The 16,796-nt window shown below is 63.2% G+C and carries 20 protein-coding genes; 13 read left to right on the top strand and 7 right to left on the bottom strand.

What is annotated here, in order from left to right:
• Positions 1-157: 157 nt before the first annotated feature.
• The 7 genes from ACSQ84_RS30635 to ACSQ84_RS30605 all read left to right on the top strand — a co-directional run bounded on the left by ACSQ84_RS30635 (position 158) and on the right by ACSQ84_RS30605 (position 7,469).
• Positions 158-1,099, top strand: a complete 942-nt coding sequence (locus tag ACSQ84_RS30635) for a LysR family transcriptional regulator (protein WP_436215466.1) — start codon at positions 158-160, stop codon at positions 1,097-1,099.
• A 261-nt stretch (positions 1,100-1,360) separates the two neighbouring features.
• Positions 1,361-2,623, top strand: a complete 1,263-nt coding sequence (locus ACSQ84_RS30630; RefSeq protein WP_436215465.1) for an amino acid ABC transporter substrate-binding protein — start codon at positions 1,361-1,363, stop codon at positions 2,621-2,623.
• A 138-nt stretch (positions 2,624-2,761) separates the two neighbouring features.
• A complete protein-coding gene (locus ACSQ84_RS30625) occupies positions 2,762-3,643 on the top strand; it encodes a branched-chain amino acid ABC transporter permease (protein ID WP_436215464.1) in 882 nt (293 codons plus the stop codon).
• The gene (locus tag ACSQ84_RS30620) at positions 3,640-4,599 is read left to right on the top strand and encodes a branched-chain amino acid ABC transporter permease (protein ID WP_436215463.1); all 960 of its coding nucleotides are present in this window, start codon (positions 3,640-3,642) and stop codon (positions 4,597-4,599) included. The genes ACSQ84_RS30625 and ACSQ84_RS30620 overlap by 4 nt, the downstream gene beginning before the upstream one ends.
• Entirely contained in the window at positions 4,596-5,342 is a 747-nt protein-coding gene (locus ACSQ84_RS30615) for an ABC transporter ATP-binding protein (protein ID WP_436215462.1), read from the top strand. The genes ACSQ84_RS30620 and ACSQ84_RS30615 overlap by 4 nt, the downstream gene beginning before the upstream one ends.
• Positions 5,332-6,069, top strand: coding sequence for an ABC transporter ATP-binding protein (locus ACSQ84_RS30610; RefSeq protein WP_436215461.1), 738 nt, complete (start codon positions 5,332-5,334; stop codon positions 6,067-6,069). Before ACSQ84_RS30615 ends, ACSQ84_RS30610 begins: the two co-directional genes overlap by 11 nt.
• Positions 6,070-6,131: 62 nt before the next feature.
• Entirely contained in the window at positions 6,132-7,469 is a 1,338-nt protein-coding gene (locus ACSQ84_RS30605; RefSeq protein ID WP_436215460.1) for a cytochrome P450, read from the top strand.
• Here ACSQ84_RS30605 and ACSQ84_RS30600 read toward each other — a convergent pair.
• Positions 7,447-9,165, bottom strand: coding sequence for a flavin-containing monooxygenase (locus ACSQ84_RS30600; RefSeq protein WP_436215459.1), 1,719 nt, complete (start codon positions 9,163-9,165; stop codon positions 7,447-7,449). The two genes, ACSQ84_RS30605 and ACSQ84_RS30600, sit on opposite strands and share 23 nt — an antisense overlap.
• A gap of 166 nt (positions 9,166-9,331) precedes the next feature.
• Here ACSQ84_RS30600 and ACSQ84_RS30595 point away from each other — a divergent pair, with 166 nt between their 5' ends.
• Together ACSQ84_RS30595 and ACSQ84_RS30590 are read left to right on the top strand one after the other, a co-directional pair.
• A complete protein-coding gene (locus ACSQ84_RS30595; protein WP_436215458.1) occupies positions 9,332-10,921 on the top strand; it encodes a gamma-glutamyltransferase family protein in 1,590 nt (529 codons plus the stop codon).
• Between the two features lie 27 nt (positions 10,922-10,948).
• A complete protein-coding gene (locus ACSQ84_RS30590; protein ID WP_436215457.1) occupies positions 10,949-11,827 on the top strand; it encodes a 3-keto-5-aminohexanoate cleavage protein in 879 nt (292 codons plus the stop codon).
• Between the two features lie 24 nt (positions 11,828-11,851).
• On the opposite strand, the gene ACSQ84_RS30585 is transcribed toward ACSQ84_RS30590, so the two are convergent.
• Positions 11,852-12,625 (bottom strand): sensor histidine kinase, encoded by a 774-nt coding sequence (locus tag ACSQ84_RS30585; protein ID WP_436215618.1) that lies wholly within the window; start codon positions 12,623-12,625, stop codon positions 11,852-11,854.
• Positions 12,626-12,730: 105 nt separating this feature from the next.
• On the bottom strand, positions 12,731-13,114 hold the full coding sequence (locus tag ACSQ84_RS30580) for a response regulator (protein ID WP_436215456.1): 384 nt from the start codon (positions 13,112-13,114) through the stop codon (positions 12,731-12,733).
• 86 nt (positions 13,115-13,200) lie between these two features.
• On the opposite strand from ACSQ84_RS30580, the gene ACSQ84_RS30575 reads away from it, so the two are divergent.
• Positions 13,201-13,389 carry a hypothetical protein gene (locus tag ACSQ84_RS30575; protein WP_436215455.1) on the top strand — a complete coding sequence of 63 codons (189 nt, stop codon included), beginning with the start codon at positions 13,201-13,203 and terminating at the stop codon, positions 13,387-13,389.
• Between the two features lie 177 nt (positions 13,390-13,566).
• Here the strand turns inward: ACSQ84_RS30575 and ACSQ84_RS30570 are convergent, their stop codons facing one another.
• The 4 genes from ACSQ84_RS30570 to ACSQ84_RS30555 form a co-directional block, all read right to left on the bottom strand.
• Positions 13,567-13,845: a DUF1488 domain-containing protein gene (locus tag ACSQ84_RS30570; RefSeq protein ID WP_436215454.1), complete on the bottom strand. Its 279-nt coding sequence runs from the start codon at positions 13,843-13,845 to the stop codon at positions 13,567-13,569.
• A gap of 47 nt (positions 13,846-13,892) precedes the next feature.
• Positions 13,893-14,081, bottom strand: coding sequence for a hypothetical protein (locus tag ACSQ84_RS30565; protein WP_436215453.1), 189 nt, complete (start codon positions 14,079-14,081; stop codon positions 13,893-13,895).
• A 79-nt stretch (positions 14,082-14,160) separates the two neighbouring features.
• Positions 14,161-14,460, bottom strand: coding sequence for a hypothetical protein (locus ACSQ84_RS30560; RefSeq protein WP_436215452.1), 300 nt, complete (start codon positions 14,458-14,460; stop codon positions 14,161-14,163).
• The gene (locus tag ACSQ84_RS30555) at positions 14,453-14,722 is read right to left on the bottom strand and encodes a hypothetical protein (protein WP_436215451.1); all 270 of its coding nucleotides are present in this window, start codon (positions 14,720-14,722) and stop codon (positions 14,453-14,455) included. Before ACSQ84_RS30555 ends, ACSQ84_RS30560 begins: the two co-directional genes overlap by 8 nt.
• Before the next feature lie 192 nt (positions 14,723-14,914).
• Here ACSQ84_RS30555 and ACSQ84_RS30550 point away from each other — a divergent pair, with 192 nt between their 5' ends.
• The 3 genes from ACSQ84_RS30550 (at position 14,915) to ACSQ84_RS30540 (ending at position 16,718) form a co-directional block, all read left to right on the top strand.
• Entirely contained in the window at positions 14,915-15,724 is an 810-nt protein-coding gene (locus tag ACSQ84_RS30550; protein WP_436215450.1) for a transglutaminase-like domain-containing protein, read from the top strand.
• A 113-nt stretch (positions 15,725-15,837) separates the two neighbouring features.
• Entirely contained in the window at positions 15,838-16,242 is a 405-nt protein-coding gene (locus ACSQ84_RS30545; protein WP_436215449.1) for a DUF4864 domain-containing protein, read from the top strand.
• 98 nt (positions 16,243-16,340) lie between these two features.
• The gene (locus tag ACSQ84_RS30540; RefSeq protein ID WP_436215448.1) at positions 16,341-16,718 is read left to right on the top strand and encodes a rhodanese-like domain-containing protein; all 378 of its coding nucleotides are present in this window, start codon (positions 16,341-16,343) and stop codon (positions 16,716-16,718) included.
• Positions 16,719-16,796 lie beyond the last annotated feature (78 nt).

Below are 16,796 nucleotides of genomic sequence, written 5' to 3'. Positions count from 1 at the left end.
CAGCCCGGCGCGTTCGCGTCGCAGTCATTAGGCCGCGTTGGTGCGGCCCTTTGGCCGGATCATGGATACCCGCCTCCTATAGGACAATGCGTATTTTCTGGCCGATTGATCGTCTATGCTTATGAATGCGGAGACGGAGAATTTCGGGAGAAACCGCATGGCGATGGATGTGACACTGCGGCAGCTGCGCGCCTACGTTGCCGTGCTGGAAGCCGCCAGCTTTTCGGAAGCTGCCAAGGCCATGCACCTGTCGCAGGCGGCGCTCAGCGGGCTGATCAAGGAGCTCGAGAACCGCGTCGGCGTCCGCCTGCTGGAGCGCAGCACGCGCAGCGTTGCCCCCTCTGTCGTGGGTGAGGCGTTCGAGCCGATGGCGCGACGTGTGCTCGCAAGCCTCGATGAAGCGCTGGAGAGCCTGACCAACCTCAAGGAATTGCGCCGCGGACTGGTGCGCGTTGCGGCCCCCGAGACCTTATCCTGTACGCTGCTGCCGGAGCTGATCGCGAACTACAATGGCCTACACCCCGGCGTCGATGTGCGCTTCGACGATGTGCCGATCCAGCAGGTGCTGGCGCGCCTGCAGAACGGCAGCACCGACATCGGCTTCGGGCCGGCAGGCGTGATGGCGGATCCGTCGGTGGAAACCCACCTGATTTGCGCCGACCCGCTGTGGGTGGCCTTGCGTCCGGATGACCCGCTGGCGCGCGGCCGGTCGGTGAGGTGGAAGGATCTGCGCGACCGTCCCGTGATCAACTACATGCCCAATATCGCCAGCAACGTGCTGAGCCAGGTGCCGCCCCGGCATCACCCCAGGGAAATGGTGCCGGTGCACCGGGTCAACACCGCGCTGTCGATGCTGCGCGTGCGGCAAGGCGCGGTGATTTGCCCCTCGATGGCGGCGTCGCTGGTGAGCGGCTTCGGGCTAGAATTCCTGCCGCTGACGCAGCCTGCGGTGAAATGGAAGATCGCGATGTTCGCGCGGCGCCGCACGTCGCTCTCGCCCGCGGTGGCGAGCTTCCTCAACTTCACGCTGGATTTCGCCCCGAACTGGACAACAACCGGCGCCGAGAGCCGACCGGCTGAGCGCGGCAAGCGCGCCTAGTGCTGCCGAGTCGCCCGAACTACCCCCCGGGGACCAGGAATAGGCAATCTCCCATGCCAGCGCCGGCCGCGAGCCAGCGCGGCCAACGGTCGCGCCGGCATCACTTCGATGATTCCCCCGAACGTAGGGTGCTTAAGAATGCGTCGGCGGTCCAATGTGGCTTGTGGCCGGGCGCGCTTTAGTTCTAACCTTGCAGCAAAGGCGCCATAGAGCGCGGACAGGCAACAAGAACCAAACAAAACAAGATCTTTGGGAGGATCAATGAAACGCAGGATGCTTCTCGGCGGAACGATCACCGCCGCCGTGCTTGGCCTAACTTTTGGGCTTGGACTGACCTCAGCCGCGCTCGCCCAGCAGCCCCCGATCAAGATCGGCATGTCGATGGCACAGACCGGTGGCCTCGCGGGCGGCGGCAAGGCCTCGCTGCTCGGCATCGAGATCTGGCGCGACGACGTCAACGCCAAGGGCGGTCTGCTCGGCCGCAAGGTCGAACTTGTCGTCTATGACGACAAATCGAGCGCTTCGGAAACGCCGGCGATCTACTCCAAGCTTCTGGATGTCGACAAGGTCGATATCCTGTTCGCACCCTACGCGACCGTGCCGACGGCGCCGCTGATGCCGCTGGTCAAGCAGCGCGGCATGTTGCTGATGGGCAACTTCTCGTTCCAGGTCAACAGCAAGGTTGGCCACGACATGTGGTTCAACAATGCGCCATGGGGACCGGCCGACAGCTGGGCGGCATCCTTCCTCGAACTCGGCCAGAAAGCCGGCGGCAAGACCATCGCGCTGCTCGCGGCCGACCAGGAATTCGCGCAAAATCTGGCGCTGACCGCACGCGACGTCGCCAAGAAGATGAACATGCAGATCGTGTTCGACCAGGCCTATCCGCCGAGCACGGTGGAATTCTCCTCGATCCTCCGCGCCCTCAAGGCCGCCAAGCCCGACATCGTCTATGTCGCGTCCTATCCGCCGGACTCGGCCGGAATTTTGCGCGCCGTGAACGAACTCGGGATCGGCGACAACGTCAAGATCTTCGGCGGCGGCATGGTCGGCCTGCAGTTCGGCGCGGTCATGGAAAATCTCGGCTCGCTGCTCAATGGCGTCGTCAACTACAACACCTGGCTGCCGGAACCGAACATGTACAACGAAGGCACCAAGGCGTTCTTCGAAACCTACACAAAGCGCGCCGTCGAAGCCAAGGTCGATCCGCTCGGCTATTATCTGGCGCCGTTCGGCTATGCCAGCGGCCAGATGATCGAGCAGGCGATCAAGGCCGTGGGGTCGCTCGACCAGAAGGCGCTGGCAAAGTATCTGCGCGAGAACGAGCACAAGACGATCGTCGGCCCGATCGCGTTCGCCGCAGACGGCGAGCGCAAGGAAAGCGCGACCCTGCAAGCGCAATTCCGCGGCGTCGTGGACAAGAACATCGAGCAGTTCCGCAAGCCGGGGAAACAGGTGATCCTGTTTCCGGCCAAGTTGAAATCCGGTGATCTCATCAGCCCGTTCGAGGCGGCCCGGAAATAAACATCACAGCTGATTTGCGGACCATGGCGCGCCGACTCCGGTCGGCGCACCTGCGCCCCAAGCAATTTGAGTGGGATAGGCAGGGCGTGCGCGAACCGGGAAAGCGGCGGCTCAGGAGCGGGTCAAGGGGGACCTTACGTGTTTTCGTTTGAACTGCTGCTCGATGCGCTGGTGCTCGGGGTGCTGCTCGGCTGTTTCTATGCGGCCGTCAGCCTTGGGCTCTCCGTCGCGTTCGGCCTGCTCGACGTTCCCCACGTCGCGCACCCGGCCTTTCTGGTGCTCGCGTCCTACGCCGTATATGTGCTCAACGAGTTTTATGGGATCGATCCGCTGCTGGCGGGGCTGCTGATCACCCCGTTCCTCTTCGTTTTCGGCCTCGCCGCCTACCGCCTGTATTATGAGACGTTCGAAAAGCGCGGCAGCGACGCCGGCGTGCGCGGCATCGCGTTCTTTTTCGGCATCGCCTTCATCGTCGAAGTGCTGATCATCCTGCAATTCGGCGTCGACCAGCGCTCGGTGACGGCGACCTATATCGGCAAGGCCTGGCGGATCGGCGACATGCGGATTCCGTTCCGGCTGGTGGTCGCATTTGCGGTCGCCGCTGTGCTGACGATCCTGCTGGCGCTCTATCTGTCGAAAACCTTCATGGGGCGCGCGATCCGCGCGGTCGCGCAGGACCAGGAGGCGCTGCGGCTGATGGGCGCCAATCCGATCCGGATCAAGCAATGGGCGTTCGGTATCGCGACCGCCGTGCTCGGGATTGCCGGCGCTCTGCTCATCATCGTCGCCCCGGTCGATCCGACGCTCGACCGCACTTATATCGGACGGACATTCTGCGTCGTCGTCATGGCCGGGCTCGGCAGCATGACCGGCACGCTGGTTGCCGCCATCATCCTCGGTGTCGCCGAATCGATCGTGCTGACCCTGTTCGGCGCCTCCTGGGCCCCCGCCATTTCCTTCGCGATGCTGCTCGGCGTTCTCGCCGTGCGGCCGCAAGGCCTGTTCGGCAGGCGATCATGAAGCGCAACGGCATCTTTTTCTGGGTCGGCGCGGCGGTCTTTCTGATCGTCATTGCCCTGATGACAAAGTTCATCAGCAACGAATACCCGTTCTTCGCCGGCTACGTGATCCTGCAGTTCATCGTGCTCGCTGTTGCCTGGAGCATCCTCGGCGGCCATGCCGGCTACGTGAATTTCGGCACCAGCGCGTTTTTCGGCATGGGCGTCTACACGGCGGTGTTCCTGTTCAAGGTGGTCGGCGCGCCGCTCGCCGTGCAGATCGCCGCCGCCGCCGCCGTCGGCGCGCTGATGGGCTTTGCGCTCGGCCTGCTGACCCTGCGCATGCAGGGCATTTTCTTCTCGATCGCGACGATTGCGGTGACGATCGTGATCGAGACCTCGATCACCAACTGGCGCTATGTCGGCGGCGCGGCCGGCATCCAGTTGCAGCGGCCGCCGGTGACCTGGCCGTTCTCCGGCTATGTGCAGATGCTGTTCTTCGTCCAGGCGCTGCTCGTGGTGCTGGCGGTTGTGATCTCGCGCTACATCCAGAATTCGTGGATCGGCCGCGGCCTGCAGGCGCTGCGGGACGACGAGCTTGCCGCGGAATGCACGGGTGTTCCGACCCTGCGGCTGAAAGTGCTGGCGTGTGTGATCTCCGGCGCGCTGATGTGCGCCGCCGGCGCACCCGCCGCGATGTACCTGCAATATGCCGACCCGTCGTCCGCCTTCAATCTCAATTACTCGGTCTCGGTGCTCGCGATGTCGCTGATCGGCGGCACCGCGCATTGGGCGGGCCCGATCGTCGGCGCCATCCTGCTGGGCTCGACCCAGCAATTGCTGACGGTGACGATCTCCTCGGAAGTGAACGTGCTGGTGCTCGGCGTCATGCTGGTGCTGTTCGTGGTGGCCGCACCGGAGGGACTGATCGGCCTGTTTCGCAGGGTTCGCCGCCATCGCAAGGAGGGCAAGCAATGACGCCCCCCGACGCCAACGCCCCCCTGCTGCGGATATCCGGGCTTACAAAACGCTTCGGCGGCTTCACCGCGCTCGACAATGTCAGCGTCGATATCAGCCCCGGGGAGCGGTTTGGCCTGATCGGTCCGAACGGCTCGGGAAAGACGACGCTGATCAACTGCATCTCCGGCGCGTTCCGCACCGAGCCCGGCACCGTGCTGTTCCGAGGCGAGGACGTCACGCAGTTGCAGGCGCATGTCCGCACCCGCCGCGGCATTGCCCGCAGCTTCCAGATTCCGCGGCCGTTCAAGAGCATGACGGTGGTCGAAAACCTGATGGTGGCGCTCGATTTCGCGGTGGCCGCGGATCCGCTCGTCTCGGCTGCGCACCGGCACGAGACCGCGATGTCGATCCTGTCCGGGATGGGTCTTGCCTCCAAGGCCAATGCATCTGCCACCACGCTGAGCCAGGTGGAGCTGCGCAAGATGGAGCTCGCCCGTGCGATGGCGACGCGGCCAAAGCTGCTGATTTCCGACGAGGCGATGGCTGGCCTCTCCTCTTCGGAAGTCGACGAAGTGCTTGATCTGCTGATGAGCCTTGCGGACCATGACATCACCGTCATCATGATCGAGCACATCATGCAGGCGGTGATGCGTTTTTCGCAGCGGGTGATGTGCCTCGACGCCGGTAAGATCATCGCGATCGGCGCGCCAAACGACGTCATGGCCAACCAGCGGGTGCAGGAGGCCTACCTTGGCACTTAGCCTCGCGATCTCTGACATCGATGCCGGCTACGGCGCCGTCAAGGCGCTGCGCGGCGTCTCGCTCCATGTCGAGGCCGGCGAGACCGTCGCCTTGCTCGGCACCAACGGCAACGGCAAGAGCACACTGATGAAGTGCGTCGCCGGACTGGTGCGGCCACAGCGTGGAACCATGCAGCTGACGATCGACGGCACCACGCACGATCTGACCAGATTGTCGCCGGAAGCCATCGTCGATCTCGGCGTCGCGATGGTGCCGGAGGGACGACGGTTGTTTCCCAAACTGACCGTGCTGGAAAACCTGATGCTCGGCGCCTTCCGCAAGGCGGCCCGGCGCGACATCGACAAGAACCTGGCACAAGCCTTCGAAACCTTTCCGGTGCTGAAGGACCTGCAGAAGCAGCTCGCCGGCACCATGTCCGGCGGCCAACAGCAGATGCTCGCGATCGCGCGCGCGCTGATGTCATCGCCGCGCCTGCTGCTGGTCGACGAGCCGTCCGTCGGACTGTCGCCGCTACTGGTCTCGCAAACCATTGCCAAGATCGGCGATCTCAATCAGCGCCTTGGCCTCACCGTGCTGATGGCGGAGCAGAACTTCAACCAGGCGATCCGCATCGCCAATCGCGGCTACATCATCGTGCACGGCGAGATCGTCGTCGCGGCTGGTTCCGTCGATGAACTGAAGGGCAACGACATCGTCAAGCGGCTCTACCTCGGCGGCATAGCCTGATGGCGCAAGACGGCGCGCACGCGCCGTTGTAAAATCGGCGGCCTGACCGGAGCAACCCGCCAATGCGTCTCCTGAGCGAAGACTTCCCCTTGGGCCTGCCCGCCGGACCCGTATTCCCCAAAGCCTACCCCGAGGTCGAGCCGGACGCATTGTCCAACGTCGAGCTGTTCCTGCAGGGCCAGCCGTTCGACATCTACGCAAAACTGCGTGCGGAAGCGCCGGTGGCGTGGCAGCGCGAGGGCAATAACGGTCCAGGCTTTTGGGCGTTGACCCGATATAACGACGTGATGCGCGTCGATGGCGATCCCAAGACGTTCTCGTCGCAGAAGGGCGGTATCCTGATGGCCTACGGCCCGCCCGAAACGCGTCATCCCCTGCTGTTTCGCGCCTCCGTCGACGCCATGATCAACATGGATGCGCCCTGGCACCTGCAGCTCCGCAAGGAGCATATGCCCTATTTCACGCCCGGCTACCTCGCCGGCATCCGGGAGAAAGTGGCTGCCGAGACTACGCGGCTGATCGACGACATGGCCGGCCTTGGCGAATGCGACCTCGTCGAGACGCTGTCGTCCCGCCTGCCGCTGTTCACGCTGTGCGAAATCCTCGGCGTGCCCCCGTCGGACCGGCCGAAATTTTTGGACTGGATGCATTATCTCGAAGTGGCCGGCCACGTCGCGGCAACCCAGCGCAAAAATCCGCAGCCGACGCCGGAGTTCATGGCGTTCGTCAAGGCGTTCAACGAAAACGTTGCCGAGATGTTCGCATATGGCCAGCACATGCTGCAGAAGCGCCGCGCCGATCCCAAGCCCGACCTGATGAGTGCGATCGCGCGCGCCACCATCGACGGCGAATTGCTGCGCGACGAATATCTCGACGGCTCATGGCTGTTGATCGTGTTCGCCGGCAACGACACCACACGTAATTCGATTTCCGGATCGATGAAGCTGCTCACCGAATTTCCCGACCAGAAGCGCAAGCTGATGTCTGATCTTTCGCTGCTGCCCAACGCGGTGGATGAATTGATCCGGATGATCAGCCCGGTGATCTACATGCGCCGCACCGCCGCGGAAGATACCGAGATCGGGGCGCAGAAGATCGCCGCCGGCGAAAAAGTCATCATGTATTACGGCGCGGCCAACCGCGATCCCGCCATCTTTCCCGATCCCGACCGGCTCGACATCCGCCGCGCCAACGCGTCGAAGAACATCGCCTTCGGCTTCGGACCGCATGTCTGCATCGGCAAGCGTGTCGCTCAGCTGCAGCTCGAGGAAGTCTATCGCCAGCTGCTGACGCGACTGCCGGATATCGAATATTCCGGCGGCATCGAAATGGCGCCGAACAATTTCGTTCACGCCATCCGCAAGCTGCCGGTGCGGTTTACTCCGCAGCGCTCGATCTGAGCGCACGCTGCACCGATGGTCGCGCGTTCGAGGCAAACACGATCCCCTCATAACCCTTCGCGACCACGTCGTTGATGGCGGCGACGTATTTCGGCGTGCCGCCATTATAGACGAAATAGCGGACCTTGCCGTGTTCGTGCCCGGGGACGTTGGAGTTGTAGCCGGTGAACCATGACTTGGCCTTCCGCATCAGCATGATGGCGTACATCTTGGTGACATGCGCGCTCCAGCGCTCCTGTGCCGCAAAGGTCGGATCGGCGCTGGTGTAGCCGCGATCCCACATGTGTTGGAGCAGGTCGGTGCACCAGTTGACGCCGGTTTCGATGCCGCGCGGAAAATTGGTGGAGGCCGAACCGCTCTGCGGTCCGGTCGGCATCAGCAGATTTGGAAAACCGTGAACCAGCATGCCGAGGAAGGTCGACGGGCCGTCCTGCCATTTGTCGAACAGTTTTTCGCCGCCGATGCCGCTGATGTCGATCTGGTCGAACGCGCCGGTGATGGCGTCGAAGCCGGTCGAGTAGATGATGATGTCGAAATCATAGTCACGCACGGACGTGCGCAAGCCGGTTTCGGTCACGCGTTCGAGCGGCGTCTCGCTGATATCGACGAGATGCACGTTGTCGCGGTTGTAGGCCTCGAAATAGTTCGTCTCCAGCGGCACGCGCTGCACGCCGAAACCATGATCCTTCGGGATTAATTTCTCCGCGGTCACGGGATCCTTGACGCGGCGGCGGATGCGTTCGGCGATGTAGGCGGAGAACTCGGCGTTCGCCGCTTCGTCGGTAAAGATTTCACGGAAATTGCTGAGCCAGATCCCGAACCCGGGCTCATCGTAAAGCTTCTCCCACAGTGCCAAACGCTCCTCGCGCGTCACCTCGTAGAAACCGCGCCGGTCCGGCTCGTGCTCGAAGCCGCCGGGGCTGCGGGCGCAGGCCGCGAAGATGTCGTCATAGCGCGCGCGGATGTCGGCCATCTCCTCATCCGAGATCGGTCCATTGTTGAGCGGCGCCGCCCAGTTCGGCCGGCGCTGGAACACGGTCAATTCGCCGACCTTGTCGGCGATCTCGCCGATCACCTGGATCGCGGTGGCGCCGGTGCCGATGATGGCGACCTTCTTGCCGGCCATTTCGACCGGCTCGTGCGGCCAGTAGAAGGTATGGAACGAGCGGCCCTTGAACGATTCCATGCCTTCCAGCCGCGGCAGTGTCGGCGTCGAGAGCAGGCCGATCGCCAGGATGACGAACCGGCACGTCAGTTCGCGGCCATCCGCGACTCTGAGCCGCCAGAGGTGCTCCGCCTCGTCGAACTGCGCAGCTTCGACCTTGGCGTTGAACTGCATGTATTTGCGCAAATCGAATTTGTCGGCGACGTGGTTGAGATAGCGCAGATTTTCGGGCTGGCCCGAGAAGCGTTCCTTCCAGTGCCACTCGTTGAGCAATTCCCGCGAGAAGGAATAACCATAGGTGTAGCTCTCGGAGTCGAAGCGCGCGCCCGGATAGCGGTTCCGATACCAGGTCCCGCCGAGATCGGGGGCGCCATCCAGCATGGTAGCATCCACCCCGAGATCGGCCAGCCGCTTGATCTGATAGATGCCGGCGACGCCGGCGCCGATCACGATCACTTCGTAGTGCGACTTGTCGCGGCGAGCCTTGTCGGGGGGAGTTTTGTCAGGGGGAGTCTTGGTCCCTTCGGTCATGTTCCACCCGGTCTTTGTTCTTTTTGGCAACGACGGCGCTTGTGCCCCACTATATCAATAATCCGCGCTTTGCACTTGCGTCAGGATGCCAGACCTGCGCCTGACGGCTTTACCTCGCAGCGGCCGTTCCGTACCCTGTTGGCTCCAAGGAAAAGAAAGCAGCAGCATGCGCGACCAGTTCAGCAACACCCAGCAGATCCGCAAACCCGCGGTCACCTCCACCGGCGGCATCGTCGCCGCGCAATCGGGCAAGGCCGCCAAGGTCGGCGCCGAAGTGCTGGCGGCGGGCGGCGACTGCGTCGATGCCGTGATCGCGACCACGTTTGCGCTGGGCGTGCTGGAGCCGTGGATGAGCGGGCTCGGCGGCGGCGGCGCGATGGTGCTCTACCGCGCCCGCGAAGACCGTTATGAGGTGATCGACTACGGCATGCGGGCGCCGCTCAGCCTTCGGCTGGAGGATTATCCGCTGAGCGGCGGGGCGGCGTCCGATTTGTTTCCGTGGGCGCGGGTCAAGGACGACCGCAACATTCATGGTCCAGGCTCGATTGCGGTGCCGGGCGTGGTCGCCGGCATGGAGGAAGCGCATCGCCGCCACGCAAAAATGCCGTGGCAGGAATTGCTCGCGCCCAGCATCGCACTCGCCGGTGAAGGCCTCGCGGTGGACTGGTGGACCACGCTGATGATCGCGAGTGCGGCCGCTGACTTGCGCCGCTATCCCGCCAGCGCTGCCGCCTATCTCGTTGATGGATTACCGCCGAATGCGCCATGGGGGATCAAGACCCGGGTACGCCTGTCGCAGGACCGGCTGAAAGCCACGATGGTGCATCTGGCGGCGCAAGGCCCGCGCGATTTCTACCAAGGCGATCTGGCGCGCAGCCTTGCCGCCGATGTGCGAGACGCCGGCGGCGCCCTGTCGGTCGAAGACCTGATGCCGTTCAAGGCTTATTTGCGCGAGCCGCTGGCGATCCCTTACCGCGGCGGAAAAGTCTTTGCGACGCCGGAACTCACCGCTGGACCGACGCTGGCGCGTACGCTGCATCTGCTGCAGCAAAACTTGCAGCCTGCGAAGAGCGGACCGGATGCCGCGGCCTACACTGCCTATGCCGAAGCACTGCAATCAGCCTACCGCGAACGCCTGAAGGACATGGGCGATGCCGACGGAAGGCGCGCGCTCGGCGCCGAAGCGCTGGCACCGGCCTGCACCACGCATTTCTCGGCGGTCGACCGCGACGGCAACATGGCGGCGGTGACGCAGACGCTGCTGTCGAGCTTCGGCTCCAAATTCGTTTGCCCGCAAACCGGTGTCACCATGAACAACGGCATCATGTGGTTCGATCCGGCGCCGGGCGCGCCGAATTCGCTGGCGCCAGGCAAGCGCTGTCTCACCAATTACACGCCGGTGCTGGCGCAGGCCGCCGACGGCCGCCGCACCGCCATCGGCGCCTCGGGCGGTCGGCGCATTCTGCCGGCGGTGACGCAGCTTCTGTCTTTCGTGATGGACTACGGCATGGATCTGGATGCGGCGATCCACCAACCGCGGATCGACGCCAGCGAAGGCGCGGTCGTGATCGGCGATGTACGGCTGCCGGCGGCGGTTCGGGAAACACTCGGCGCGCGCTTCGACTACGAGGAAGCGCGTATCCAGACCGTGCCGATGAAATTTGCCTGCCCGAGCCTGGTGCTGCGCGATGGCTTGACCAACAGCGGCGCCACCGAGGTGTTCCAGCCCTGGAGCGAAGCAGTCGCGGAAGCGTAACGCGACAATCGCAAAGGATGCGGCGCCATGCGAAAAGTCTGGATCGAGGCGGCGCTGAACGGCGCCTGGAGCCGCAAGCTTCAGCCGGGCATTCCCGATACGATCGAGGCGATCATCGCGGAAGGTATCGCCTGCGCCAGTGCCGGCGCCACCATCGTCCACATCCATGCCTATGACGGTGGCGGGCCGCAAACCGAAGATTGGCAGGTCTACGCGCGCATCATCGAAGGCATCCGCAACGAGGTGGACATTCCGATCTATCCGTCCTACCCGGCGTTCACGACGTCAGATCCAGATGCCGATATCGCCGACCCAACCGTTCGCTTCGCCCACATCGAAGAACTGGCCGCGCGCGGCCTGATCGACTTCACGCTCGTCGATCCCGGCAGCGTCAACTTCACGCACACCAAAACGACGTCGGACGCCAGCCCCGCCGGCACCTACATGAACCCGGAGAGCCACGTCCGGTATGCACTCGATTTGACAAAACGTTACGGCCTTCATCCGGATTTCGCAATTTACGAGCCCGGCTTCACGCGCGCCGGCGCATCGCTCGCGCGCGCGGCGGGCTGCAAGGCCCCGATTTATCGCCTGATGTTTTGCGAAGGTGTCGCCGTCGGCTTTCCGCCGCGGCCGTACGCGCTTGCCGCCTATGCGGCGTTGCAGGAGGAAGTAGCCCCTGCGGCGCCGTGGATGATTGCGGCAGTCAACGCCGACATCCGCCCGTTGATCGGCGCGACGGTCGCGCGCGGCGGCCATATCCGCGTCGGTCTTGAGGATGCACCGCTGGGCACGCGTTCTACCAACCTCGAACTGGTCGAGGAGGCGGTGCGGATGGTGCGCGAGGCGGGCGCCGAGCCGGCTACTCCCGCCGAGATGCGGCAGGCACTGGCGGCGTTAGGCTGAGGCAAATGGTAAAGCGTCAGCCGCTCACGATTCAAGCGAGAGCATGGGAACATCGAGGAAGTAAACGAAGCCGCTCGGCTCATAGGTTAATCTGACGCTGCCTTTGAGCTGCCGACCGAGCGTCTCGATCAGGCGTGTGCCGAAACTCTGTCGCGTCGGAGCCGCAACCGGCGGACCATCCTGCTCTTTCCAGGTCAAATGCAGTCGTGATGCCGGCGCGTCCACGGCCCAGCTGATCGCCACGCGACCGGCGGGCACCGACAACGCGCCAAATTTCGTGGTGTTGGTGCAGAGCTCGTTGAGGGTCATCGCGATCGCAATGACCGCACCTGATGCGATCTGCACGTCAGGCCCTTGAACCGAAAACCGCGGCGTGTCCGGATTATCGAACGGTTCGGTTGCGCCGTGGACGATTTTTCTTAAGTCAGCACCGGTCCAGCGCGCCAGCAACAGCAGGTCATGCGCCCGGCCGAGCGCCAGCAAACGGCCTTCGATCGCATGCTGCGCATGCTGCGTGCTCGGCGCGTTGCGAAGGCTTTGCGACGCGATGGCGCCCACGGTTGCGAGCGTGTTCTTGATGCGGTGATGAAGCTCTTCCAGGATCAGTTTTTGCAGCTTGTCGGAAGCTTCGCGCTCCTTGGCATCGATGCCGGCCTGCTCAAGCAGCGTCTCGGCACTGAGCTTGGCCTGCGTCAGCAACAGCCGGAGGCTGACGTTTTCAGCCGCCAGCTCCTCCTGCGGTGACGTGGGATCGGACACCTCGAGGGAGGCATACGGATCATGGTTGGTTTTGAACATCGACAACGAATACCACCATATGTCCGGTTCCGGACATTTCTTTGTGCTAATGATTCAGCCGTCTGACCTTTGCGATGCAGAAATCATAAGTATTTCCTGCCGATTTCAGGCCCGGCCGAGCATCTCGCGCATTCCCGCGATAATTTCGTCGGATTGCAGCGGTTTCCCGAAAAACCGGCTGTCCAGCGGAATCTCGCTCCTGGACAATTTCAGCTGCCCGGACGCCAGGATGATCTTGATCGGCGGCCAGCGCTCGTGAACGGCGTGCGCCAGCTGCAGCCCGTTCATGCTGCCCGGCATCTGAACGTCGGTGAGCATCAACGCGATATCGGACCGCGACTGCAGAATGGCCATGGCCTCGTCCGCATCCACGGCCTCGACCGAGAGGTAACCGGCGTCTTCCACCATATCGATCACCCGCATGCGCAGCATCATCTCGTCTTCAACGACGAGCACGACGTGCGGAAGGCGGGAATGATCCATCGGCATCATATATGGCTCATCGGTGCGCTGTGACGAGACGGGCCTCGCGAACGGCCACACCCGATTCTGTATCGCGCAGACAGGAAGATGGGATGTCGGGCCAGATCTGGCTGGCGCAATTTCCAGCAACCGAGGGGCTGGCCAGCCGGTCTGCCTTGGACAACGCAACGGCTTCGCCGGTTTTGACGGCGGGCGCGAAGCCGGCCAGCGCCATCACCGATGTGCCCAGCAGTGCGAGTATCGCGAACGCCGAGATAGATTTCATCATGTTGGGCTGCTGACTGTGGCGGATCGCCGATCCCGCTGCGCTTGGGGATCGGTTGGCAACGGCGCTGCGGAGGCAGAGTTCCGCAACGGCGACTTATATTTACACCGCCGCGCTTGCCCATTGAGGCAAGTGTCGATCCCGGCCCGCGCAGCGGCGCTGTCAACTATGGGCCGCGTCGCGGCCTCGGCCATCAGTTGCGAAAATCGATGCTGCGCAGGATGATGCCGGGAGGCGTGCCCTCGAATTCCCGCGCCTGGAATTTGCGCGAGGCGCATTGTTCGATCCGGTCACGCAGCCGGACGAACTGTTCTTCACGCCGTTCCGGCGCCGTCCGCGACACACGCTCAAGGTCATCCATCGCCGACGCGCTGACGGCGCAGGGGACTTCCCTGCCGTCGTCCATCATGGAAAACTTCAGTACCATGCGATCGTATTCGTAACCGCCGATGCTGCCACGCGCGAGCGTCATCGGGCGGCCCTCACCAGTCGAAACCAGCGTCCCATCGATCTCTCCACTCAACTCGCCACCATCTTCTTCTTCGCCGGCGGCGGATTGATTTCGGCGATCCGGCGCAGGCAGTCGGCTTCGGAATCATGCGGGCCCGACACGAAGGTGCCGCTGACCTTGGTCGAATACCAGCCGGACACGACACCGAGGCGAGCCGATTCTTCTGTCTTGACGTGACGGGGCGAGAGATTTTGCATCAGGTGCTTTCGGTTGGCCGCTCGAACACGAGTCGAACGCGCTGGAAGAAGTCTTCAACTTGTCGAATCTGAACGTTCGTCAGGTCTCCTCCCCGGCGAGCCGGGTGAGATCCGCGAGCACCGCGGCGACGAGGTCGCGGTGATGCGTGTCCGATGGCGCGAGGCTGGCCGAATAGAGATTGAGGACGTAACGGGCCTTGGCTACCGCTTCGGACCATGACGCTGCCGGCACCGCAAGGAGTTGGATTTCAAGAACGCCCTGCTTGTCCCGCAACAGTTTCGCATTGGCCTCGACGTCGGCGAGCACGCGGCGGATATCGGTTGCCTTCTGCGCCGCCATGCCACGATGCTTGTCGAGCTCAATCGGGATCTCAGTCACGCGGCGCGCTCGCATCGATGCGCTGCGCATCCGACAGATCGACCGAACTGATCGAGATCATTTCAGTCGAGGAATGCCGCGGTGGCGCACCGGGAACCATGATCATGGTGGCGACGCGCCGAAAGCAGGGAAACGACAGCCCCTCAATCATCTCCTCATCGGTGACGACTTCGTAAGCGCCCGGCGCAAGCAGGCGATCGATTCCCTTGATGCGAAACGGGTGCCTGAAATGAACTGTTTCCCGTCGCGAGCGCATCGTCATGGCAACAGACCTGCTCGTCTGCGCACGGAACCATCGGATTGTTCGGACATCGGCGCAGCGTGCGCGCTTTTGCGGCAATTAGCTATCGTTTTCTCTGCCAGCAGGCGCATTTGAGCGAATAAAGCAGCAAAAGCCTTGTATTCGGCGGTTTCGTAGCCATTTCGAGCCAACACCCTCAGGAAAGTATTTCGAATGAAGCTGCGTGTCGGATTCGAAATGCTCTACGATTTTCCGCAACCAACCCCGATGATCATGGTGTTGGGCACGCATTTCACGCGCGCCTCCGACGTCATCGTGCCGGACTTCCTGACCACCACGCCCGCGGTGGAGATCACCCCCTATCGCGACATGTTCGGCAATTGGTGCAGCCGTATGGTGGCTCCAAGCGGCCGCGTCCGCCTGGCCGCCGATGGCATCGTTCGCGACTCCGGCCTGCCCGATCCGACGTTCCCTTCGGCGATCCAGCATGCGGTCGAGGATCTGCCCGCGGACACTCTGGTCTATCTGCTCGGCAGCCGTTATTGCGAGACCGACCGGCTGTCGGAAATCGCCTGGCAATTGTTCGAGAAGACGCCGCCGGGCTGGGCGCGGGTGCAGGCGATCTGCGATTTCGTCCACCGCCACATCGCGTTCGGCTACGAGCATGCGCGTGCCACCAAGACGGCGTGGGAAGCCTATAGCGAAGGCAACGGCGTCTGCCGCGACTATGCCCATCTGGCCATCACGTTCTGTCGCTGCATGAACATTCCGGCGCGCTATTGCACCGGCTATCTCAGTGACATCGGCACGCCAAAGCCCTGGGCGGCGGGGGACTTCGCCGGCTGGTTCGAAGCCTATATCGGCGGCCGCTGGCACATGTTCGATCCGCGCAACAACGTGCCGCGGATCGGCCGCGTTCTGATCGCGCAGGGACGCGACGCCTCGGACGTTCCGATCACCCAGACATTCGGGCCGAACACGCTGGCAAGCTTCAAGGTGTGGACCGACGAGGTCGCGGCATGAGCAATTCTCGCCCCGCCTGAGCCGCGACTAGCCCCTTGCGCCTCCGGCAAGATGGATGCAACTTTCGGCCGACTTGGCCGTAACTGGGACTGCATCAGCCAGGACACAGCCGCATGCGCGCCCTTGCACTCCTTGTCGTCATCCTGATCGGAATTGGATCGCCGGCCTTCGCCGACGACGTCGCCGCCGCGCAGAGCGTGATCCGCGCGCAGGAGCAGGCTTTTGGCCGCGACGATTCCGCCGCCGCCTATGCCCACGCCGCGCCTGCGATCCAGCAGATCTTTCCGCAAGCAGATATCTTCATGCAGATGGTCCGGCAGGCCTATCCACCGGTCTACCGTCACAAGAGTTTTGAATTCGGCGAAGCCCGCGCCGCCAATGGCCAGGTCGCCCAGCGCGTCCATATCGTCGACGTCAACGGCGAGGCCTGGGAGGCGTTGTACACGCTGGAACAACAACCCGACGGCAGCCTGAAGATCACCGGCTGCTCGCTGTTGAAGGCGGGTCAGGCGGTTTGAGATCGCACGCAATCTTTTACCATTGCAACCGCACGAAGTTTACGCCTTACTCGCCGCCAATGAGCGCAGCTGCGTTCTTGGTCCGAGAGGAGGCTTGAATGAAAACAGTACAGATGATGCTGGCCGAGGCCGAAGCCGAAGTGCCGCGTATCAGCCCGGATGAAGCGAAGAAACTGGTTGGCCGGGCTGACGTGCTGTTTCTCGACGTCCGTGAACCGGCCGAGGTCGCGACATCGGGCAAGGTCCCGGGCGCGCTCGCCATCCCGCGGGGACTCGTGGAATTCCGCGCCGATCCGGCTTCCGCCCAACATGACGCAGCGTTCGATCGATCCAAGACCGTGGTCGCCTACTGCGCATCAGGCGGGCGCTCGGCGCTGGTCGGCAAGACCCTGAAAGAGATGGGATACAATAACGTCCGCAACCTTGGCGGCTTCAAGGGCTGGCTGGATGCCGGCGGCGATGTCGAAAAGGGATAGTTTGCGCTAGCGCATTTTCCGTTCCGATTGAATCGGAACGGGCTTTAGATTTTTATTTGACGCGTTTTCCTGACGCGA

This window comes from Bradyrhizobium sp. LjRoot220, assembly GCF_964252915.1.
Classification (GTDB): domain Bacteria; phylum Pseudomonadota; class Alphaproteobacteria; order Rhizobiales; family Xanthobacteraceae; genus Bradyrhizobium.
Note: the sequence above shows the minus strand (reverse complement) of the source record. Positions and strands in the feature narration are given on the sequence as shown.